Below are 23,219 nucleotides of genomic sequence, written 5' to 3' on the forward strand. Positions count from 1 at the left end.
TCTGGTTTTTTGTTGTCTGATGGCTTCTCCTCTTCTGGAGTCTGCTCTGGTTTTTTGTTGTCTGATGGCTTCTCTCCTTCTGGAGTCTGCTCTGGTTTTTTGTTATCTGATGGCTTCTCTTCTCCACTTGATGAACTAGTTGAATTATTTTGAATCTGACTGTTATCTCCTAATTCTGAAGCATAAGATAAGGTTGGATAGATTGTAGATACTACCATACTTAAAATCATAATTAAACTTATTAATAATGCCTTTTTATTTTTCTTCCCCATATAGATTTCTCCCCTCTACGCTATCTATAATTTATAAACTTCTATTTATATCCCATTAAAATTAATTCTAAGCAAAAAATTATATAAAAAAAAGCCATGAAAATAAATAAATTTATATCCATAGCCGGTTGCACCACTGACTCAGTATGTCCATAAGGTGCCCAATGATAGAACATACATCAACATCTCTATAATATTTTATAAAAAACAATTAAAATTGCTATATTCATACTAGATACAATTACATATCTATATTATATTGTGCCAACATCTTCTTGTCTATATATTTTACATTTTTTTCCTTACAATAATTTTAATTAATCATTAAATAAAATCCTTATCTACAACAATTACACAATTATATTCAGGATTCATCTCCTTAACTAATTTAGTTATATCTTCTTTTAAATCTTCCTCTGACATATTCTTAGAAAATTCAGAAGGATTAACTACTATATCAAACACTAAATTTTTCTTACTTCCCTTTCCAACTATTCTGAAATCATGCATAGATTTTACAAGACTATTTTTCTTAAGTATTTCTTCAAGTTCTTTTTTCGCTGACATGACTTCTTCATCTTCGAGACATATAGGGTCCATATGAATTACTAAATACATATCTAATTTTTCAGATATTTCTCTCTCAGCATTATCTATAATTTCATGAATTTCCATTATATCTATATTTGATGGAATTTCTGCATGTATAGATGCGATACATCGCCCAACTCCATAGTTATGAATTATTAAATCATGTGTACCTATAATATGTTCATAAGATAATAATGATTCTATAATAGATTTTACCATTTCTTCATCTGGTGCTTCTCCTAGAAGAGGATTTATAGTATCTTTTACAAGAGAAAATCCAGCATAAAGTATTACTAGTGATACTACAATACCAATATATCCATCTATAGGCAAACTAGTAAATCTAGCTATGACAAATGATATAACTACGCAACTCGATGTAAATACATCTCCTAAAGCATCAAGTGAAACTGCTTTTAAGGCTGAGGAGTCAATTTTATTTCCCATAAATTTATTAAATTTACTTAACCAAATTTTAATCATTATAGATGCAATTAAAAGTATAAGTGGTATTACTTCAAATTTTATAGGTACTGGATTTACTATTCTTTCCACAGATGACTTTATAAATTGAAGTCCTACCAACATTACCATAAATGCCACAATTAATGCTGATAAATATTCTATTCTTCCATGTCCAAAAGGATGCTCTTTATCAGCTGGCTTACTTGCTAATTTAAAACCTATCATAGTTATCGCTGAAGATGCCATATCAGAAAGATTGTTAAATGCATCAGCCATTATAGCTATACTTGATGTGAGCATACCTATAGACACTTTTACCACAAATAAAAGTAAATTAGATAATATACCTACTACTCCAGCTACATATCCATACTTATTTCTAACATCTTTATTTTGAACGTTTTCACTATCTTTGATAAATGTTTTGACCAGGATTTTTGAAAACATAAAATTTACCTCCTTGTCTTCTGTTTTACTGACAAATTTTAGAATTTATATCTTTATTTATGATAACATAATTCGTCTATAAAATTCTTAAAAGTTCATATATATCAATAAGATGTTACTAATTTTATACATTTATTATAGATGTAATGTATTCTTAGATTAAATTATTGACTTCTAATAAAACTAGTCCTAGATATTTTATAATTTCATCTAGGACTTGTATTACTATTTTATACCAACTATTTTATTTAACATAATCGAACCTGTTTCTGGATTTTCAAATTCAATTTTAACACCCTTTATATTAGATAAATCTATATTTTTAAACTTATCAATAGGTATTATTGTATCACTTATTGGAGTATACCTTGACCAAAACTCCATAAATTTACCTTCTACATATTCGTCTCTCACAGCTTTACCCTCAAAATACTTCATAGCAGACACTTTATCATTATCCAAAGTTACACTACTTTCTTTTCCTTTAGAATCGACTAAGCTAAGTTTAAATGAAACTATTTTATCTTTACTATTTAACTCACTAGGAGAATTTAACGCCCATCTAAATTTTAATGCAGAATAATCTTTTAAATTTTTATTATTTAAGGGTAATTCTATTTTTCCATCTTTAGATTTCCAATCAACTTGCAATAAATCTAAATTTTCACTTGAGCTTATATTACTAAAAAGTTTTGCAGTATCTTTATCTAATCGTTCTGACTCAACTAACTCTTTTGTATCAACATTACTTGAGTCTATATTTTCAAATGACTTTTTGTTGAATAATTCTAAAGAACCGCTATATTTAACTTTATTTAATGTCTGATACCCATACATTTTAGATGGCAATCCATTTTTACTAAAAATAGGAGATTCACTATCATCAAAATCAAAAATAGATTTCATATAGTCAACTGCATAATTAGAAAAGAACTCTCTATGTTCTTCTTTCCCTAATTTTTCAGGATAAGTGCCATCTGTATCTCGTGGTGGAGAAAATTCTTTTTCTCCTAAAACTGAGTTATATGCATTGTGATTTCCACCTACTAAATAAGTTAGTCCTAGTGGACTTTTTCTATTTTTATCCAATGATATATCATAAAAAACATCATCCCCACTATGGATAACATCTCCATCATACTCTGATACTATTATTGCTGTTGGTACATCTGGAAACTTTTCTATTGGACTATTATAGGCTGGTGTAAGTGATATAATTCCTTTTATCCCTTTAAATCCTTTTTGTATTTGGTCTTGTGCTATTTTTAATACCCCAGAACCAGCTACAGAATGACCTATAAGGCCAATATTATCTAAATCAACTTTGTCTTTAAGATATATTCCAAATCCATTTTTACTGCCATCATATGCATCTTGAAAAGCTTTTATATAAGCTTGAGTCAGATATGTTATCCTTTCATTTTCTAGAGGTTCTCCATACTGAAAAGTATAGTTTACTGAAGTATCAATAGACACTCCTATAATACCATTTTTAGCTAAATCCTCAGTAAGATATTTAAATCCATTTTCAAAATCATTTTCTCCATCTCCATGTTGCCCATGAAAAATTAACACTATAGGTGCTTTTTCTTTTATATCTTTAGGAGCTGATATTATACCTTCTATCTTAAAAGGTATGGTCTTCCCCCTTACAACCATTTCTGATGTTCCCAAACTAAACTTATTAGATTCAATTTCGTTGTCATTATTTTTTGTCGACTTTATCTCATATGTTATTTTTTCATTTGAAACTACACTAGAATTAGAATTACTTGTACAACCTACAAAAAGAGCACTTATTACTGCTATAGATAAAATCATACTAATCCATTTTTTCGATTTCATAAATTTATTCCTTTCTATCATATCTGTTTAAATACTATTTATTGGATTTCTAGTAAACTTTCTTTCTACCTTCATACTTATTTATTAACCTTTCTAGCATTATAATCTATAACCTTATCTGCATTGTATAAATCTAAAAATTTTTCTTTCTTATTTAGTAGAGTAATACCATCTATGTTTCTTCTATCAGTAATAACTAAATTTTTATCCTTATAAATTTTTTCATATGATATTGGACCTACACCTGCAAAAATCGTAAATCCTTTTGACTGAAGATACTCCAACCCTTTAGATGACTCATTAGGAAACTCACCATATGGAGGTATATATATTTTTGTTTTTCCAACGACTGATTGAACTTCTCTTTCCCATTTAATAGTATCATCTCTAAGCTTTTCTAGAGAAATTTTTTTGAGATTTGGGTGTCCATAACTATGGCTAGCAAATTCCCATCCATTTTCTTTTAGCTTATAGACTACTCTCTTACATTGTTTTAATTCTTCATTTCTATTTGGATAATCTCTTTGAATTCTATAACCCAAAATACCTTCAAATCCAGTTACTGCTAAAACTCCCTTTGCATTATTATGAGAAAAATCAGGATGTAGTTTTACAAAATCTTCAATTAAAGGAACCATTTCTGTTTCTGTACTAATAAGATATTTACCATTTGGTTTTTTAATATATCCAGCTAACTCATTATTTCTATCTAGGACAATTTTTTCTGTTATTCCATTACCTAACATATATTGATTATAATTTATATCATCTATAGATATAATAATTGGTCTTTTTCCTTCTGGTAACAATAATTTTTTTCTTACTGTTAACTTCTTACCACCAACTTCTTTTTCCTCATATACATCTTTGTATGATACAAGTATAAAGTTCCTTTGATATAAGTTATCCAATATTTTTTTAAATTCTTTTGTAGTAACAAACCATTTAGAAAATGTTTTAGATTCATAATCACCATCAAATGCCATTTCTGGATATACGATTAATGGATGTACAAATATATGTTCAATTTTACCTTCATAATACTTACTTGTATTTTCACTTATTTTTGAATTATTTTTTCCATATTCTAAATTTGTATCATAAAAAGCATATGAAAAATTACTGATGGACATAATTATAACTATAGATAATATTATAAACAAATTTTTCATAATATTTCTCCTTCAACATGATTATAAATAATAAAGCTTATTATATTAAAATAAAAACTTATTACTTACATTCTTTTTATTTATTATGTTTAATTTGTTTATCACTATACACTATATTAATAGTAACATTAATCTAAATTTGTATTTATAATCAAGTTAATACATTTATATCAAATTTTGTACATACTATTTAGAATTATGGTATTATTTTTCCCAAGTATTATTTATAATATGATTTTTATTTATAATATATTTTAATTTAAAATTCTGAATAAGTATCTTTTTATAAGTATTTTTTCAACTAATTGTTTTTATATTTTATTCTGATAATTTATCTTGTTCTAAAAAAATAGTCTCAAACTCTGGAAGTGTTGGAAGTCTTAACAAATGTCATATATTTTTGAATATTCATATCTATACTATGTATATCTCACATCCATTTGATTTTATCATATTTTATATGATAAACATTCGCTTTTATAATTTATAACCTTATGATACACTATGCCCATAGGATTTTAAACGGAAAGGAATGAAATAAATCATGTTTTTTGTAAGTGATATTTATAAAGAGGCACCTATTAAATTTGATACGCCATTACAAAAAGAGGTATACAAAATATTACAAAATTTGAGTATTGAATTTGAACGTGTTGACACAGATGAAGCAATTACAATGGAGGATTGTGTTCAGATTGATAAAAAATTAGATATGAAGATGGTAAAGACTCTATTTCTTTGCAATAGACAAAAAACAGCTTTTTATCTATTTATTATGCCAGGTGATAAACCCTTTAAGTCAGCTAATTTTAGCAATGCATTAGGAGTTTCTAGAGTTTCTTTTGCTCCTGCTGAATTGATGGAAACGATGTTAGGGACTAAAATTGGCGCAGCTACTATTTTCAGTGCTATACTTGACAATGATAATATTATACAAGTTGTTTTTGACAAGGATGTTGTCAATGAAGAATGGTATGGATGTAGTGATGGGACTACTACTAGTTATATGAAAATTAAAACAACTCAAGTCATTCACGATTTTTTACCTTTTGTATGTCATACACCATCTATAATTGAATTGTAATATAAGGAAACATTAAAGAAAGATACTTGTATAAAACACAAAACCGCAAAGTCATGATATATTCTACTTTGCGGTCTTATAAAATTAACTTTTGATACTAAGATTTCTAGTTCTGCTATTTTTTAGTGTTCTAAGGACTAGTTTTACAAATTCATTTGATATTAAAATAGTTGATGCAAGCAGTATTATTTTTATCCACATATTAAAATCTAAAGAAACAGAGTTAAAGAAACTCTGGAATACTTGTGTAAATATTATCTGGATTATACCTGTAACGACTATTATTTGTAATGCCAACTTATTCTTAAAGAAATTAGGTATTGTACTGTTAAAGCCAAACTCCCTACAATTCAATGCATTAAAAAGGGCACTGAATGCAAATAAAGAAAATATAACAGTACCTTGTTCATCTGGTGTGGCTCCCAGTATATTAAAAGCTGATTGTGTAAATACAATTGTAATTATAAGGATAGCATTTATAATAATATTTATAGACATAGACCTAGCTATTATTCCAGAGTGTCTATTTATTGGTTTTCTTTTCAGCACATAATCTCTAACAGGTTCTAATCCTAATGCAAGAGCTGGAGGACCATCCATTATTATGTTTACCCATAATAATTGTATCGTAGTAAATGGCATATCTTTACCAGTAAGTTGAGATATTATAGCAATTATAAATGCTACTATATTTACAGTAAGCTGGAACTGTATAAACCTTTGGAAGTTTTCATAAATACCTCTTCCCCATTTTATTCCCTCTACTATTGTACTAAAACTATCATCAGTCAATATTATATCTGCTGCATTTTTAGATACTTCTGTACCTGAGATTCCCATAGCAATACCAACATCTGCTTGACTAAGAGCTGGAGCATCATTTATACCATCACCTGTTACGGCTACAACCTCACCACTTTTTTGAAGTGCAGAAACTATTCTCATCTTTGTATCTGGTTTACTTCTTGCTACAATAGATATTCCTTTTATTTCTTCTCTTAACTCTTCATCTGTCAGTACATCTATATAGGTTGCTTCAACTGCCTTCTTGCCATCATTCAATAATCCTAATTCATCTCCAATAGCAGTTGCTGTATTGATATTATCACCTGTAAGCATTTTTACATCTACACCTGCATTAAATGCCTTATCAATAGACTCTTTAACTCCTGCTCTCAATGGGTCTACTATTCCTACAAATCCACTAAACACTAAATTTTCTTCCTTCTCATACCCTCTTGGGTTTCCGATTAAATTCAATTCTCCTTCTGAGGTTATTGCAACTTCTGTTCTAGATTTAGTCATCTTTTTATAAGCAAACCCCAATGTTCTCATAGATTTAATTTGTAGTTTTTTAATTTCATCGAGAATACCTTTTTCTATTTTGGGAGTTATTGGGACAATACTTTTTCCTTGTTGTACATAAGAACATCTCTTTAATAGTACTTCTGGAGCTCCTTTTGAAAGCAGTATATCCGAATCCTCTTGACGAATTAATGTTGACATTTTCTTTTCTTCTGAGCTAAAGGGGATTTGTGATATTAAATAAGTTTGTTTTCTCATTTCATTATAGTTTTTATCGTTATGATATAAAAGTAATGCACACTCTGTTGCACTTCCAATATATTTAAATGAATTGTCTTCCTTTTCTATATCTGCTGTTGAATTTACTATACAGTTTTGTTCAAAATAACTATTGCTCTGATATTCTCCACTACTTATATATTTACCATCAACATATGCTACTTCTACCATCATCTTATTTTGTGTTAAAGTACCTGTCTTATCAGAACATATTACGGAAACAGAACCTATAGTTTCACAAGCCTCTTTCTTAGTTACTAAAGCATTTATCTTTGCCATCTTTTGCATTGTTATAGCTAAAGTAATATTTATCATGGTTGGCAGACCCTCTGGAACAGTAGCAACTATTAAAGCAATACAAACCATATACGCATTCTTAGCAGGTTCCAATGATTGTAAAAAGGACAAGATACTGCTTGTATCCAAAATTAACAGTCCTTTTCTTTGCATTTGTATAATCATAAACATACACAATAAAGTAGCTATTACTCCTGATATTCCTGCTATTTTAGCCCCTAACTTACCTAATTTAATTTGAAGTGGAGTTTGCTGGTCATCATTTGATAAGTTCTGTGCTATCTTACCCATTTCTGTCTTATCACCAATGTGAGTAACAACCATTATCCCTCTACCATATGCTACAAGAGTTCCACCAAATACCATATTGATTTGTTTTGCAGGTATTGTATCTTGTTCGATTATTTCTGTTTTAGAATAAACTACCTCCATATCCAATATAGCATCAGCATTTTTAGCTACATCATCAGATTCTCCTGTTAACATATCTTCTCTAAGTTTTAGATTTATAGATTGTATAAGCCTTCCATCTGCTGGTATCATATCTCCTGTTTCTATATATACAATATCTCCTGGTACTAAATCATTTTTTGATATTTTAACTATCTTTCCATTTCTAAGTACCTTTACCTCTATATTCTCTGTTAATTTTGATAGAGCATGAGCAGCTTTTTTAGATTTCCCTTCAGTTATTATACCTATGGAAATCCCAATAAAGATAGCTCCTAAGATACCTAATGCATCATGCAATTCTCCCACAAATGAGCTTATTACTGCTGCTCCTATAAGAATTAATATCATAGGTTCTGTCAGACTTTCCCCCAACTCGTCCCAAAATGTTCGGCCTTCCTTTATTGTAAATTCATTTAATCCATATCTAAGCTTCCTCTCTTCCACCTCATTATCATCAAGTCCAACTTCTGGATTTGTCTTTAAGTATTTTAATACTTCTTTGGTAGGTTTATTATAATACCTCATAACTTTATCCCCCTTGTTAATTATCTATAGAGAATTATATGCTTATGATAGTTTGTATATTACTTCTCAAAAAAAATAAGGAGTTGTCTTAAAATTGATTTTTTCTAATCAAATTTTAAGTTCAACTCCTCTTTTAAATTTTTATATGTTATTTTTTATTACTTATTTATAATAGCTAAATCATTCACTTGTCATGTGACAAGCAACTAGATGATTCTTCTTGTGTTCAAATAATTCTGGCATTTCTTTCCCACAACGTTCTGTTGATACTTTACAACGTTTCACAAAAGGACATCCTTTTTCACAACTTGAAAAACTTTCAACTTCATCTTGTACATCCATTTCTTCCTCTAGTATATTTCTATTATTAGGATTCGTAGTCAAAACTGCACGCAAGAGCATCTGTGTATATGGATGTAAAGGTGTATTGTAAACCTCCTCAGCATTTCCAATTTCCACAATTCTACCAGCATACATCACAGCAATCCTGTCAGAAATATAACGTACCATGCTCAGGTCATGTGAAATAAATAGATAAGTAAGACCAAGTTCCATCTTTAGTTTATATAAAAGATTTATAATCTGACTCTGAATAGAATTATCAAGCGCTGACACTGGTTCATCACATATAATGAAATTCGGCTGAACTACAAGTGCACGTGCTATACTAATCCTTTGTCTTTGCCCTCCTGAAAATTCATGTGGAAAACGTCCTGCATATTCTCGTGAAAGCCCAGTCATTTCTAACAATTCATATACTTTTTGTGTCCTTGCATTTTTATCCAGCATGCCATGAACTTTCAAATTCTCTGCAATAATAGATTCTATGGTCATATATGGGTCTAAAGACATGTATGGGTCTTGAAATATCATTTGTGTATGTTGTGCAAATTCTTTTCTTGCACTCTGTCGATGTAGTTCTAGCTTTTTGCCTTGAAATAATATTTCACCTTCACTTGACGGATATACGCCCATAATGATTCTTGCAAGAGTTGATTTCCCACAACCAGATTCTCCAACAAGACCTAAAGTCTCACCTTTATAAATAGTTAGGTTCACATGATTAACAACAATATTCTTGAGCTTTCTTCCTAAAGAGAAGCTCTTGGATACATTATTTAATTCAAGTAATTTTTCCATCACCCAATACCTCCTTTGGAAAACTTTCATGCAGACGCCAACAAGAAGCACTATGGCTATTTGACACTTTAAACAAAGGTGGCTCTTCTCTCAAACAAATCTGCATACAATATGGACATCTCTTTGAAAAAGAACAACCTACTGGCAAATCAGATAAATTAGGTGGACTTCCCAATATAGATATCCTTTTACCTATATCACCTGACGTAGGAAGTGTTCTTAATAATGCCTGTGTATATGGATGTGTTGCTCTATTGAAAATATCTTTTACATTACCTTCTTCCACAATCTTTCCAGCATACATTACTGCTACACGTTCTGCTAAATTTGCCACAACTCCAAAGTCATGAGTAATCAAAAGCACAGCTGTTCCCATCTCTTTTCTAATTTTTGCAATAAGTTTCAAGATTTGCAGTTGTGTGGTAACATCAAGGGCTGTTGTAGGTTCATCTGCGATAAGTAGTTTAGGATTACATGCCAAAGCCATAGCAATCATTACACGTTGTCGCATTCCTCCTGAAAATTGATGAGGATACTGTTCTGCTTGTAGAGCGGCATTTGGTATCTGTACCATTTCAAGTAATCTAACTGCCTCTTGCTTGCAATCAGATAATGACATTTTTTCTTTTCGGTATAGAGATTCAGTAATCTGCTTACCTACTTTCATAGTAGGATTCAAACAAGTTAAAGGGTCTTGAAAAACCATACTTGCTAAGTTACCTCTTATTTGCTCCATATCTTTTTCTGATGCATTCAAAATATCAAAGTTCATAAGTTTCAATTCTTCACCCATAATCTTAGCTGGTGGTGAAGGATTCAACTTCAAAATGGATTGTGCCATTACACTCTTACCACAACCACTTTCACCCACCAATGCAAGAATCTCTCCTCTATTCATAGTAAGTGAAACACCTCGAACTGCACTTACTGTTCCATTATATATCTCAAAAGATACATTTAAATTCCTAATTCTTAGAATATCGTCCATAATCAGCAAATCTCCTTAATCTAGGATTTATGGCATCTTGAAGTTGGTCTCCTAAGAGATTAAAAGAAAGCATTATCAGACAAATGAAGAGTCCTGGCACTGCAAACCTTACTGGATAAGTCTGAAAAACAGCAACACCTTCATTTGCCATGATTCCCAGTGATGGATATGGTGGTGGAACTCCCATTCCCAACATTGATAAGAATGCTTCTGTAAATATAATTTCTGGAATACTCAATGTCATGTGGACAATTATTATCCCCAACATATTAGGAATTAGATGGCAGAAAATAATTCGTCTCATACTTGCTCCCATAGTTTTTGCAGCAATTATAAATTCTCTCTCCATAAGAGAAACTACTTGCACCCTCACCAATCGTGCCATACTAGTCCATCCCACAAGTGTATAGGCTATAATCAAGGTTCCAATTCCTTGTGGAAGCACTGCCATAAGTAAAAGAACAACAACAAGATATGGAATCCCACTAATGATTTCCAATATACGCATCATTACATTATCAACAGTTCCACCTATATATCCAGAAATACTACCATATACTACTCCTACTATTCCATCTATAATAACTACAACTCCTGCTACTAAAAGTGATACTCGTGTCCCATACCAAATACGTACAAAAATATCACGCCCGAGATTATCTGTACCAAAGATATGAGTAAGACCACTAGTTGGGTCTTTGCTAAAAAAAGGTTTATTTGCATACGCCACATTCTGAGATGCAAAATCAAAATTACAAAATATCGGAATACACACTGAACCTATAATCAAAATAAGCATCATTATAAACGATACTACTGCAATTTTATTGTGACACAATATGAATATAGTCTCTCTTGCAAAGCTCATAGATGGGCGTACTAGCTTGTTATTACACATATCTGAATTGCAACCATCAGCAAAAGCAAAATCTTCATTAACAAGTATTCTTTTATTACTATCTATTTTCCTCACCTCCTAATTTCACACGAGGGTCTATATAACTATTTAAAATATCCACGATTAGGTTACACAACACAAGAAACACACCAAAGAACAATGTTGTTCCTATAATTACTGGATAGTCATTGGCCTGCACTGAGTCTACAAAGTATTTTCCAAGACCTGGAATAGAAAATACATACTCCACAGCAAATGTCCCAGTCAATAGGACTGCTGTCATAGGACCAAGAACTGTTATTACTGGCATTAATGCATTACGTAAACAATGATGAAGGACAATGTCTTTTTTCTTAATTCCTTTCACCTTTGCTGTACGAATATAGTCTTGACTAAGTACATCAAGCATACTAGAACGCATTAATCTTCCAATACTTGCCATAGATCCAAAAGCTAGCGCAAATGCAGGTAAAATCTTACTATTTTCACTTCCCCATCCTATAATTGCAAAAAAACGAATACCTGTAAATTGAAATAATACGATTCCAAAAAAATATTGTAACAGTGCGCCCATAATAAATGATGGAACAGACACTCCAAGAAGTACCAAAATCATCGTCAATGTGTCCCACTTTGTTCTATGCTTCAAAGCTGCTACTATCCCTGACAAAATACCCAAAATGATTGCAAAAATCAAAGCCCGTATTCCCAGTTCTAAAGAAACTGGGAATGCCTGGGCTATGATATCTGTTACTTGACGACCAGATACAATTGAGGAACCAAGGTCTCCATGTATCAAGTTGTTCACATATATTCCATACTGCTCCAATATAGGCTTATCTAAACCATACTTTGTGGCTAAAGCTGCTTTTACATCAGGATTAAGTACCTTAACACCAGAGAAAGGGTCTCCTGGAAGCATCTGCATCAGTAAAAATGTAATGGAAATCAAAACCCAAACAGTAAGTACCGAATAAAGAAGGCGCTTACCGATATATCTCATTTGTGAAGACATATTGTCTACTCCTGTCCTGTTTTTATTTATTTAATATGTGCATTTAAAACGTTAAAGAATTGAAATGGTGTACGTACTAGACCAACTAATTTATCAGAAACAGCATAAGTAGTACATGTAAAATACATTGGTCCTATAACCATATCATCTATTAGAATTTTTTCTGCCTGTATCAATATCTCTTGACGTTTTTTAGAATCACTCTCATTAATAGAATCCTCAATCAACTTATCATACTTTGGATTGGAATACTTTACATGATTATTCATATTTTCTGTTGTATAGTTTTCCAAAAATGTAATTGCATCATTTTCAGAAGGTCCCCATCCATCCATCGCAAAGCTGTAATCACCATTTGCCATTGCTTCAGACAAAGCTTTCACTGCTGTAAATTTAAGTTCTACATCCAGTCCAAGATTTTCCTTCCATTGTTGTTGCAGATAGGCAGCCTGATTCTGATTATATGTTGTATCTGATGCCCAAAATACAAGTTTAATATCTTTTTTATCTATACCAAGTTCTTGTAATGCCTTATCAAGGTATTCATTTGCTTTACCTTTGTTGTATTTAAATAGGCTACCACGTTTTTCTGCATAACTTGTGCCCTCAGCACCTTTTATAACATCTGGTACAAAACCATCCGCTGCTATAGAACCGTCATTAATTACATTATCAAGCAGACTCTGCACATCAACAGAATATGAAAGTGCTTTTCTTAAATTTATGTTAGAGAGATACTTATCTTGTGTATTAAAACTTAAATACCAAGACCCTCCATCTATATATGATTGAATAGCATCTTTACTTTTTTCTTTCACAAGTCTAATTTGTTCATTATATAGGCTACAAAGGTCAATTTCTCCAGCAGTAAATGCATTCAAACTAGTATTTGCATCTCCTATCATAACCAATTTTACTTTAGGAATATTAATTTTTGATGCATTATAATATTCCTCAGATTTTTCCATTGTAATATGGTCATCATGTACCCATTCTGTTATTTTATATGCTCCATTTGTCACCATTTTATCAGCATCCTTAGCATACTGTTTATCACCAATTTTCTCATATGCCTTCTGATTTATTGGCAAGAAGTATGGCTGTGACAAATAAAACAAACCATTAGGCATTGGATGAGACCATTGAATTTCTAATGTATAATCATCTAGCACCTTTAATCCAAGCTGTGATTCGTCAACCTCTCCTTTATAGAAAGCTTCTCCATTTTTAATATTCTTATATAGATATGCAGCAAATATGCTTCCAGTAGAAGGTTTCATCTGTGTAATCCAAGAATAGTAAAAATCGTTTGCAGTTACTGAGTCTCCATTTGACCATTTTGCATCTTTTTTCAAGTGCATTGTATAAGTTGTATCAGTATCATTTATATCCCAACTTTCTGCTAAATCAGCTACTGGTTCATCCTTATCATTCAACTTTGTAAACCCAGACATACAATGATAGAGAATACTTTGGGCAATAGTATCACTCATTCTCATTGGATTCAATTCTGTAGGCTCTGATGTAACATTTAATGTTACCATATCCTTTCCTTGAGTCCCCTGAAACACTGAACCTTGTGTAGTATCTCCTGGCTTAGATGTAGCACATGCAGCCAAATTAAGTGCAAACATAGCTACTACTAATAGAGTTATAATCTTTTTGAATCTCATATTTCTCCCCCTCACAAATAATTAATTTTTATAATTCCTTAAAGTCACTCTATGAATCCAATATCATATTAAATGAATCAATTGGCATAGGTTTATAGTAATAATAGCCTTGAACCATATCACACCCATATTCTTTTAAACACTCTATATGTTCTTCAGACTCTACACCTTCAGCAATCACTTTCATATTTAAAGAATGAATTAAATCTATAATGGTCTTTATTACTAAATTACTATTACCATTTAAGTTGTTTAAAAAAAACTGACGGTCCATCTTGATAATATCAAAACGGGCATTAAGCAATACATTGAAAGAAGAATATCCATCGCCAAAATCATCTAGTGAACATGTAAACCCATATTCCTTGAAATCTGATACTATTTTTTTCAGATGCTCAGTATCATTTAAAGAAATTGACTCCATAAATTCAATTTCAATATATTCCTTTGGAATATTATATTTTTCAAACACATCAATATAGTCTTGAACAATATCTGGATCATAAAAATATGACTTTGAAATATTAAAACTTATTGGCACAACCTTCTGATTGTTTTTTATTCTTGTATCCAGATACTGACACATCTGTTCAAAAGTATCAATATCAATTAATTTAATGTATCCATTTTGGTTTAAAATAGGCAGAAATTTATATAATGGTATACTATTTCCATCTTTATCAAACCAACGAAGTAGCGTCTCTGCACCTATAATCTCTCCATTTATTAGTCTAACTTTTGGTTGTAGGTATGTAACAAATTTATAATCTTTATATGCATCTGCTGTATCTATTTCCAGTTTCATACGGTCCATATAACTCTTATAAAAAGATTCCTCATAAAGTTCTATACAAGAGCTTCTATTAAATAAAGTTTCACTTTCTTTTCTACACAGATTTGCATAATTTAATGCATCATAAAATGTGACTTTTGGGTCAATAATCATATAAATCCCCATAGACATAAAAAGATTTCTATAAATTCGCTCATCATCTATACGGTACAATATGTCTATTAGTGGTATCAATCGTTCATATATAAGATAGTTAGAGTCATCACACTTTAACAAAAGAACAAAGTTATCTGCATATAGGTATCCAGTATATTCTTTTTCTTCCAAAAACATCATTATTTTTTGAAAGACCAATGTCAGGATTTCATCTCCTGCTTTACTTCCATAATTTGTATTAAAATAACGAAAATTTTTAATGTTTAATTGTATTAATGCATATTTTTCCTCGCTACCTTTTATATCACAATATTTTTCCAAAATATATAAAGTATCATATATATCGTGCTTTAAGGTGATATTCTTTTCAGTTTCCATCACGATTGACTCCTTTGTTTAAAAATTGTATATACATTTCTTCCCTTCTTTTTAGATTGGTATAAAGCTAAATCAGCTTTTTTAATAAGAGTTAATTCATCACAACCATGCACATGCATCTCATTATATATCCCAAAAGATAAAGTGAGCTGTTTGGAATTTTTACTTTTTAAATGTACAATATTTTTGTCTTTCAGTTCTTTTTGAACTGACTTAACAAATGTAATAATTTCATCATCACTTCTATCTACAAATATGCATGTGAATTCATCTCCTCCATATCGTGCAGCAAAAGCATTGTCTGGCAAGTTCTTCTTTAATAAATTAGCAACTTCTTTTATTACCTCATCGCCTTTTGAATGACCATAGTAGTCATTATATTCTTTAAAAAAATCTATATCAACCATAACATATCCAATAGATAAAGTCCCATCATCTTGTATTAATTTACTAATAACTTTACTACTGTATCTTCGATTATAAATTTTTGTAAGTTCATCTATATCTGCTACTACTTGTAAACTAGCTTGCTTTTTCAACATGAGATTCTGTTCTTTTTCCGTTTCATATAGAGAAATAAGGCTTTTAAAGCTTTCTCTTGTTGATATTTTACTTGCCATTTCCCCTTTTAATATAGTCTCGTAAAAAGTTTCATAAAGTTCATCAGTTTCATGACCAAATAAAATTGCATATTGGACATGTAATTCTTGAATCTTTATCATTATATCCTGATCTGCATTTTTATACAGTGTATCTAATTGTTTTAAACACCATGCTGCATTTTCTTCTCTCTTCAACAAAAGTAAAAATTCCATCAGATTTAAATAAATAGATTTCAGTAAAAACGCATTCTCTTTACTTTTAATCAACTTTTTTATCAAATTATCTATTTTATGTAATGCTTCTATTTCCTTATTTTCTAATAATAAGAGACGTATTTCCCCTTCCATAAATAACAAAGGTAAAATGCCAACTTCACATTTTACACTTAAACATTCCTCATGATATTTTCTAGCTTTATCCAATTCTCCTTGGACACAATAAAGATGTAATAGGTTGACAAGTATAGATTTGTAATAAAAGACCACATTTTTCATAGGAACCTCTTTTATAACATCTAATGCTCTTGTATAGAATTGTTCTGCAACTGTATATACACCACTTGTGTAAAGTATGTCTGCAATATTGTTATAGAAAATAGCACATGATTTTTTATCTTTAATTTTATAAGCAGTTTGAATACCTTTTAAATATATAGTAAGTGCTGCTATTTCGTCACAAATAGTAATATTTCGCAAACCCTCTATTTTAAAATATTCAATTAAAACATCAAAATAGTTTTTATTCTCAGCGAGTTCTCTTGCCTTCTCTGAATGAAAATTATAAGCATCTACATCCCATTTCATTTGAAAATATTGTGCTAAATACACATGAGCTAATGCTTGTCCATAGAAACAGTTTAACTGTTCTGATATCGTCAATAATCTATCACAATCATGTTTATTAAATCTAAGACTATGTTCGAAACGGTGCTGAATTCGCTCAATTATCAATTGAATTTGTTCAAATAGTACATTATAGTTATTCATTATGCACCCCTTCCATAGAAATTATTGATTTAGAGTTATTTCTACCATTATTCTTTACAACATATAGTGCTTTGTCCACTTCATCAAATAAATTAAGTAAATCCACTTTAGTTGAAACGGTCTTATTTCCATAGCCAATTGACAATGTTATTATTTTTGAACATCGTGAATGTATATGTTCAATATTTTTTTCTTTTATTGCTTCTTTTATTTGATTCACATATTCATCCATTTGTTCAAAGTTCAAATCCCAACTAAGGCAGATAAATTCGTCACCACCATAGCGAAAGATGGCCATTTGTTCATTTGCCTTCTCTTTTAAGGTACTAGCTACTTGTTTTAATATTTCATCTCCTGCTAAATGCCCATAATAATCATTGTATTCTTTAAAGTAATCAATATCAAATATTGCAAGACCGATATTTGTATATTTATTGCTATTGATAATTTCATCTTGCTTAATATTAAAATAATAACGATTATATATATTAGTCAATTCATCATAATTTACAAGGTCATACAATTCTTTTAATACTTTTTTTGATTGATTATACTTAGTATAGGTATCATTTAATTCAATTTTTGCAACTAAACCTTCGATTTTTAATAGATTTACTTGAGCCTGTGCTTTTAAATATAAATCGTAGTACTCACGATAATGGTAATATAGTTCTTGTTTTGTCTCAAACCTCTGTGAGTACTGAATATTCAACTTACACAACTTCAATAAAGGCTCTGGCTCATCTTCTTTTATTAGCTCTCGTAAGGCTTGTAATAATTCACTTGATTTGATTTGATTTTTAATATGTATCATTGATTCCAATGCATTCATCAAAAACTCTATGATATAAATTCGATTTGGAAAAGTCATAATTCCATCATTGAACATTTCCTGTAAATAATATAAACTCTTTTCTTCATCCTTTATCTCTGAATAATAAAACAAATATGCATAATCAACATATAATTTTAAATCTTTATCTTCAAAGGGAAGTGAACTCAATTCTTCAATAGTTGATTTCATAAATTCAAGTTTACCTAATTTTAAATATACATTAATGAAATTAATTAATAGTATTCTCAGAAAGCGTGGTTTTGTATTTGGCAAAGAACGTAATACTTCCATCGCTTTATCTAAATAAAGCAATGCTTCATCATATAGTTCATAGTCCAAATAATAAGCACTAATATTTCCATAATTCATACCAATTCGGTATTTGATATCTAATTTTTCAGAAACATCCAGAGCTTTTAAAGTGTATTTAAATGCAGATTGTTTATCATATGAATTTGAAAAAAGTAAACTATATAATGAATAAAACTTTTCTAATAACTCACTTGGATTCTTTTCATTGATATACTCTTGTGCGTACTCCAATTCTTTTGATACACATTTCATATTTGATTCTACATAGAAATAATAATCGGCACGCCATATATATCCAAAAGCCACACTTTGCCAATCTTTACTTTCTTTTGCAAGCGAAATCAGTTTATCACAAAGCCCACAAACAACATCATCGTTTACATTAATGTTTTCATGTATTTTTCTCTTTAATTCCTCAATTTCACACAAAGTATAGTTTTCAATCATGACATTACTCCAAATTCATTTTTTATAACATTATAACACGCAAGTACAGCTTTCCACAATAAGATATCAATTTGTGTCTCATAAGTATTAAGCAGATATATGATTATCTCTTGTAGTAATTAATATACCTTTTTTGCCTTAGATATCAATAATTTATAGATTCTTATAAGAACTGTATTGGTATAATAATTATTTTAGTTTATAATTATAGTACCATGTGTTTATAATACCTTTATTTGCCACAATTATAATCTAGTTTTTGCTTTTTTACAGAGCAAGTATCACATAAATTAAAAGTAATCAATAAGCATGTTTTTATTTTTTGTACAAATTTTATACAAAAAAAGGAGATGATTCAAATTTTATTTTGAGGCATCCCCTTATAGTAATTATATATTATTAGGTTTTATGTTATAGGCTTTATAAGTTGTGGGTTATATAAATCAATATACTTAATCTTCAAAATACCCTTCTGGATATAATGGGAACTTAGATATAAGCTCCTGAGCTTCCTCTTTACAATCATCTAATACTTCTTTATTATCAATATTTTCTGCTACCTTATTCATTATTCCTGCTATCTGTATAACTTCTTTCTCTTTAAGGCCTCTTTGAGATATTGATGTAAGACCTATACGAACACCACTAGTTACAAATGGTGACTGTGGGTCATCAGGTATAACATTTTTATTAACTGTTATTCCTACATATTCAAGAGCTTTTTCAAATTGTTTTCCTGTAAGATTTTTGCTTCTTAAATCAACCATAACTATATGGTTATCAGTTCCTCCACTTACAATGCTAAAACCATGTGAAATAAGTTCAGATGCTAAGGTTTGAGCATTTACTACCACTTGTTCCATTATTTGTTTAAATTTATCTGTACTCAAGTATAATAGCGAAAAAGCTTTCGCTGCAACTGTATTAAGATGTATAGAACCTAATGTTCCTGGGAAAACACCTTTATCAAGTTTCTTTGCATGTTCAGCTTTGCAAAGTACAATACCACTTCTTGGTCCACAGAAAGTTTTTGTTGTAGATGAAGAAACAAAATCTGCATAAGGTACAGGGCTAGGAATTACTTTTGCAGCTACCAATCCTGCAACATGTGCCATATCTACCATAAAGTAAGCCCCTACTTCTTTTGCAACCTTTGATATTCTTTCATAGTCTATTAATCTTGGATATGAACTTGCTCCTGCAATTATCAGCTTTGGTTTACATTCTTTTGCCTTTGCTTCAAGAGCATCATAATCTATACGTCCAGTACTTGGGTCTACTCCATAAAACTCATATTTATAAATATCATGTAAAAAGTTAACTGTACTACCATGTGTTAAGTGTCCACCTTGGTCAAGACGCATACTTAAAACAGTATCATTTGGTTTTAATATTGATGAATATACACAATAATTGGCTGTAGAGCCTGAATATGGCTGTACATTTACATGTTCTGCTCCAAATACTTCTTTTGCACGTTTGATTGCTAGAGTTTCAAGTTTATCTGCTTCTTCAGAACCTGCTTGAAAACGAGCACCTGGATAACCTTCTTCAGTTTTATTTGTAAATACACATCCACTTAATTCAAGTACTTCTGTTGGTGCTGTGCTTTCAGAAGCTATCATTTCAATATTATGCTCTTGTCTAACTAACTCCCCAGCCACAATGTTATATAACTCTGGGTCTGAAATTTTTGTTGTTTTTAACATAATAACACCCCTTTTTAATTTAATTATTTTTATAAATTTAATTTAACTTTGTTTATATTTATATTTTACTACATTATTTAAATTAAATATATTATCATATCTTGCAATTTATTTAACTATTTTGACTTTTTAAGTTTAGATTATATAAAAATTTCTTTAACTAGAAACTATTCATTAGTGCCTCTATTCCTGACTTTGTGTTGATTTTTCTCTACATGTGACTGCTTTATATACCATACAAACTAAAATCAAAAGTCCCATATAACCTGTATATGGATATAAAATATTTACAAGTTTACCAAATGGTAAAAAACCACCTATACAAGCCAAAATAGCTATTACTGTTGTTACAAGTTTAAATTTAGGGTGTTCATCTTCAACTATTCTATTAGTTACAGACCATAAAAGTGGAACAGCTGTTGTATAAATACCTAATATAAGTGCAACTGAGAAAAGCACACCCACAATAGGGGATATATTATCTGCTAAATAAAGTGATGGTATTTCTTTCATATATAGATTTCCTATATCTGAAATCATAGCTAAATACATAACAATTCCAGCAGTCATAAATACTACTCCACCTAATAGACCTCCCCAGAAAGCATCCTTTTTACTTTCAATAGAAGCCCCCATACCTGTTAAAAAAACAATCATTACAATAATATTTAATGTATTATATATTACACCTGAAACTATTGGACTTCCTGATGCTTTTGTAACTTCAATATTCTTCATAGCTTCTCCAACCATAGATAACCCATCGAAATGTTTGAATAAGCTTATTAACCCAACAGCAATTGTAAATACTGCTATTACTGGTCCAATACGACCAAGTATACCTACTAATTTTTCTAGACCCATAGATACTGTAATTAATGTAGCTACTGCCATTAAAACTCTTCCCAAATAAGGATTTATGCCATAGTATTCAGTTAAAGTTGAACCTGCACCTGAAATCATTACTATAAGAATTCCAAATAAAAATATTGGGCTAAACCATTCATAAAATTTTCCTAAAATTTTTCCACAATAAAAAGTGTAAATTCTAGTTGGTTCCTTAAGTTTTAACTCTCTACCTCTAGTTATAACTTCAGCACCAAGAAATGAAAATAATACCATTGATATTAATGCTCCAACTAGACCCATATACCCTTGAGAGGCAAAAAATTGGAGTATTTCTTGACCTGTTGCAAATCCAGAACCAATTGCCGTTGCTAAATAAGCTCCTGCAATACAGATAATATTTTTCACATTCACTTTGTCTGACATATTAAATTACCTCCATTATAAAGTTACCTTCTTCAACAAATATAAATCCTTAGTAAATTAAATGAAAATTCTGTCTTTTCGGAACAGTATTTGATTTACTTTCTTATTTTATATATCTTTTTTTTTATTTATATATATTTTTTTATATAAATAGGTATAGCTTTTATAAGGTTTAATATTATTAAATATGTTTAAAGCGCTTTAATTTTTACTATAATTAAAGTATACTTATTCAGACACTCTCAAACAATTATCTATATTGACTTTTTATTTATCAATTTCAATTTTTAGTATTTAATTTATAGACCTTTGGAGTCATTCCTTTTTCTATCTTAAAATTTTTATAGAAATTATTTAGACTATTATAACCAACCATTTCTGCAATCTCATTTATACTTTTTGTAGTATTTTCAAGTAACTCAATTGACTTCTCTATTCTTATATGATTTAGATATGATATAAAAGTTGTATTCAAATTACTTTTAAAAATCCTAGATATATTAGATGGATTAGTTAAAAATAACTTAGCACAATCATTTAGTTTTAAATCCTTACTATAATTTAAATTTATATACTCTAGTATCTCATTTAATAAATTATTATTAGTATATTGATAGCCAATAATATTTTCTATAGTCTTATTAAACTCGTCCATGTCTAATGGTTTAAGAAGTATATCTTTCACATTTAATCTCAAGGCTTTTTGCGCATATTCAAAATAATCAAAAGCAGTTATTACCACAAAGTTTATTTTTTTAGATAGGTGAGATGTTTTTTCTATTACTTCTAACCCATTATATATGGGCATCTGAATATCTATAAACACTATGTCTGGCTCTAAATCAATTATTTTATCTACTGCTTCATCACCAGATGTTGCTTTACCAACAATCTTTATCGGCATATCTTTCATTTCTATAAAATGTGTTATTATTTTTAAAACAGCTTCTTCATCATCTATTATTAGTGCTCTTCTCATGAGAATTCCTCCCTTTTAGCTTAATAATATAAAAAAGTAAGATATATAAAACAACATAAAAACATCTAATATATTTCTTAACATTTATAAAACTCATTAACTTTAAACAAGCTCTATTCATATTCCTTACAATTTTCAATAGGAATTTTAATCATTATGTAAGTACCCTCTTTATCACTTGACTTTATGTCCATCTGAACCTCCCATGACTAAAGTCACAGGATTCCTGCTTCATAGAATTTTGCATACTAAAATATGTCTTACCAATTCTCCACAGGCTATCCCCGTAGTTCCTACGGT

Annotated in this window: 16 protein-coding genes, 1 pseudogene and 1 riboswitch; of the genes and pseudogenes, 1 reads left to right on the forward strand and 16 read right to left on the reverse strand. The window is 29.9% G+C overall.

The window, feature by feature from the left end:
* From KGF38_RS18730 to KGF38_RS18745, 4 genes and pseudogenes are all read right to left on the reverse strand, one after another.
* Positions 1-272 (reverse strand): annotated as a pseudogene (locus KGF38_RS18730) (hypothetical protein); the annotation flags it as partial.
* A gap of 113 nt (positions 273-385) precedes the next feature.
* A riboswitch (cyclic di-GMP riboswitch) is annotated at positions 386-471 on the reverse strand.
* Between the two features lie 125 nt (positions 472-596).
* Complete coding sequence (locus KGF38_RS18735) at positions 597-1,775, reverse strand: cation diffusion facilitator family transporter (protein WP_074180140.1); 1,179 nt, start codon at positions 1,773-1,775, stop codon at positions 597-599.
* Between the two features lie 225 nt (positions 1,776-2,000).
* On the reverse strand, positions 2,001-3,620 hold the full coding sequence (locus KGF38_RS18740) for an alpha/beta hydrolase family protein (protein WP_074180139.1): 1,620 nt from the start codon (positions 3,618-3,620) through the stop codon (positions 2,001-2,003).
* A gap of 77 nt (positions 3,621-3,697) precedes the next feature.
* The gene (locus KGF38_RS18745) at positions 3,698-4,792 is read right to left on the reverse strand and encodes a polysaccharide deacetylase family protein (RefSeq protein ID WP_074180138.1); all 1,095 of its coding nucleotides are present in this window, start codon (positions 4,790-4,792) and stop codon (positions 3,698-3,700) included.
* Between the two features lie 544 nt (positions 4,793-5,336).
* On the opposite strand from KGF38_RS18745, the gene KGF38_RS18750 reads away from it, so the two are divergent.
* Entirely contained in the window at positions 5,337-5,876 is a 540-nt protein-coding gene (locus tag KGF38_RS18750; RefSeq protein ID WP_074180137.1) for a prolyl-tRNA synthetase associated domain-containing protein, read from the forward strand.
* An 84-nt stretch (positions 5,877-5,960) separates the two neighbouring features.
* On the opposite strand, the gene KGF38_RS18755 is transcribed toward KGF38_RS18750, so the two are convergent.
* The 12 genes from KGF38_RS18755 to KGF38_RS18810 all read right to left on the reverse strand — a co-directional run bounded on the left by KGF38_RS18755 (position 5,961) and on the right by KGF38_RS18810 (position 22,919).
* A complete protein-coding gene (locus tag KGF38_RS18755; protein ID WP_074180136.1) occupies positions 5,961-8,735 on the reverse strand; it encodes a calcium-translocating P-type ATPase, PMCA-type in 2,775 nt (924 codons plus the stop codon).
* 180 nt (positions 8,736-8,915) lie between these two features.
* Positions 8,916-9,875 (reverse strand): ABC transporter ATP-binding protein, encoded by a 960-nt coding sequence (locus KGF38_RS18760; RefSeq protein WP_074180135.1) that lies wholly within the window; start codon positions 9,873-9,875, stop codon positions 8,916-8,918.
* Positions 9,859-10,863: an ABC transporter ATP-binding protein gene (locus tag KGF38_RS18765; RefSeq protein ID WP_074180134.1), complete on the reverse strand. Its 1,005-nt coding sequence runs from the start codon at positions 10,861-10,863 to the stop codon at positions 9,859-9,861. The genes KGF38_RS18760 and KGF38_RS18765 overlap by 17 nt, the downstream gene beginning before the upstream one ends.
* Positions 10,841-11,836 carry an ABC transporter permease gene (locus KGF38_RS18770; protein ID WP_054271410.1) on the reverse strand — a complete coding sequence of 332 codons (996 nt, stop codon included), beginning with the start codon at positions 11,834-11,836 and terminating at the stop codon, positions 10,841-10,843. Before KGF38_RS18770 ends, KGF38_RS18765 begins: the two co-directional genes overlap by 23 nt.
* The gene (locus KGF38_RS18775; RefSeq protein ID WP_054271411.1) at positions 11,820-12,776 is read right to left on the reverse strand and encodes an ABC transporter permease; all 957 of its coding nucleotides are present in this window, start codon (positions 12,774-12,776) and stop codon (positions 11,820-11,822) included. The genes KGF38_RS18770 and KGF38_RS18775 overlap by 17 nt, the downstream gene beginning before the upstream one ends.
* 26 nt (positions 12,777-12,802) lie before the next feature.
* A complete protein-coding gene (locus KGF38_RS18780) occupies positions 12,803-14,449 on the reverse strand; it encodes a peptide ABC transporter substrate-binding protein (protein ID WP_074180133.1) in 1,647 nt (548 codons plus the stop codon).
* A gap of 49 nt (positions 14,450-14,498) precedes the next feature.
* Entirely contained in the window at positions 14,499-15,776 is a 1,278-nt protein-coding gene (locus KGF38_RS18785; protein ID WP_074180132.1) for an EAL domain-containing protein, read from the reverse strand.
* Positions 15,776-17,365 carry a tetratricopeptide repeat-containing diguanylate cyclase gene (locus tag KGF38_RS18790; protein WP_074180131.1) on the reverse strand — a complete coding sequence of 530 codons (1,590 nt, stop codon included), beginning with the start codon at positions 17,363-17,365 and terminating at the stop codon, positions 15,776-15,778. The genes KGF38_RS18785 and KGF38_RS18790 overlap by 1 nt, the downstream gene beginning before the upstream one ends.
* Positions 17,358-18,959, reverse strand: a complete 1,602-nt coding sequence (locus KGF38_RS18795; RefSeq protein ID WP_074180130.1) for a GGDEF domain-containing protein — start codon at positions 18,957-18,959, stop codon at positions 17,358-17,360. The genes KGF38_RS18790 and KGF38_RS18795 overlap by 8 nt, the downstream gene beginning before the upstream one ends.
* 452 nt (positions 18,960-19,411) lie before the next feature.
* A complete protein-coding gene (gene glyA / locus KGF38_RS18800; protein WP_054271416.1) occupies positions 19,412-20,668 on the reverse strand; it encodes a serine hydroxymethyltransferase in 1,257 nt (418 codons plus the stop codon).
* 183 nt (positions 20,669-20,851) lie between these two features.
* Positions 20,852-21,940 carry a hypothetical protein gene (locus KGF38_RS18805; protein WP_054277418.1) on the reverse strand — a complete coding sequence of 363 codons (1,089 nt, stop codon included), beginning with the start codon at positions 21,938-21,940 and terminating at the stop codon, positions 20,852-20,854.
* Between the two features lie 280 nt (positions 21,941-22,220).
* Positions 22,221-22,919 (reverse strand): response regulator transcription factor, encoded by a 699-nt coding sequence (locus tag KGF38_RS18810; protein WP_074180128.1) that lies wholly within the window; start codon positions 22,917-22,919, stop codon positions 22,221-22,223.
* Positions 22,920-23,219: the final 300 nt, after the last annotated feature.

Source organism: Clostridioides sp. ZZV14-6387, from assembly GCF_020657835.1.
Taxonomy (GTDB): Bacteria; Bacillota; Clostridia; order Peptostreptococcales; family Peptostreptococcaceae; genus Clostridioides; species Clostridioides difficile_A.

Bases quoted from the DNA above. Each gene is read 5' to 3' on its own strand.
- KGF38_RS18735 (WP_074180140.1), bottom strand. From the start codon at position 1,775: ATGTTTTCAAAAATCCTGGTCAAAACATTTATCAAAGATAGTGAAAAC.
- KGF38_RS18740 (WP_074180139.1), bottom strand. From the start codon at position 3,620: ATGAAATCGAAAAAATGGATTAGTATGATTTTATCTATAGCAGTAATA.
- KGF38_RS18745 (WP_074180138.1), bottom strand. From the start codon at position 4,792: ATGAAAAATTTGTTTATAATATTATCTATAGTTATAATTATGTCCATC.
- KGF38_RS18750 (WP_074180137.1), top strand. From the start codon at position 5,337: ATGTTTTTTGTAAGTGATATTTATAAAGAGGCACCTATTAAATTTGAT.
- KGF38_RS18755 (WP_074180136.1), bottom strand. From the start codon at position 8,735: ATGAGGTATTATAATAAACCTACCAAAGAAGTATTAAAATACTTAAAG.
- KGF38_RS18760 (WP_074180135.1), bottom strand. From the start codon at position 9,875: ATGGAAAAATTACTTGAATTAAATAATGTATCCAAGAGCTTCTCTTTA.
- KGF38_RS18765 (WP_074180134.1), bottom strand. From the start codon at position 10,863: ATGGACGATATTCTAAGAATTAGGAATTTAAATGTATCTTTTGAGATA.
- KGF38_RS18775 (WP_054271411.1), bottom strand. From the start codon at position 12,776: ATGTCTTCACAAATGAGATATATCGGTAAGCGCCTTCTTTATTCGGTA.
- KGF38_RS18780 (WP_074180133.1), bottom strand. From the start codon at position 14,449: ATGAGATTCAAAAAGATTATAACTCTATTAGTAGTAGCTATGTTTGCA.
- KGF38_RS18785 (WP_074180132.1), bottom strand. From the start codon at position 15,776: ATGGAAACTGAAAAGAATATCACCTTAAAGCACGATATATATGATACT.
- KGF38_RS18790 (WP_074180131.1), bottom strand. From the start codon at position 17,365: ATGAATAACTATAATGTACTATTTGAACAAATTCAATTGATAATTGAG.
- KGF38_RS18795 (WP_074180130.1), bottom strand. From the start codon at position 18,959: ATGATTGAAAACTATACTTTGTGTGAAATTGAGGAATTAAAGAGAAAA.
- glyA (WP_054271416.1), bottom strand. From the start codon at position 20,668: ATGTTAAAAACAACAAAAATTTCAGACCCAGAGTTATATAACATTGTG.
- KGF38_RS18805 (WP_054277418.1), bottom strand. From the start codon at position 21,940: ATGTCAGACAAAGTGAATGTGAAAAATATTATCTGTATTGCAGGAGCT.
- KGF38_RS18810 (WP_074180128.1), bottom strand. From the start codon at position 22,919: ATGAGAAGAGCACTAATAATAGATGATGAAGAAGCTGTTTTAAAAATA.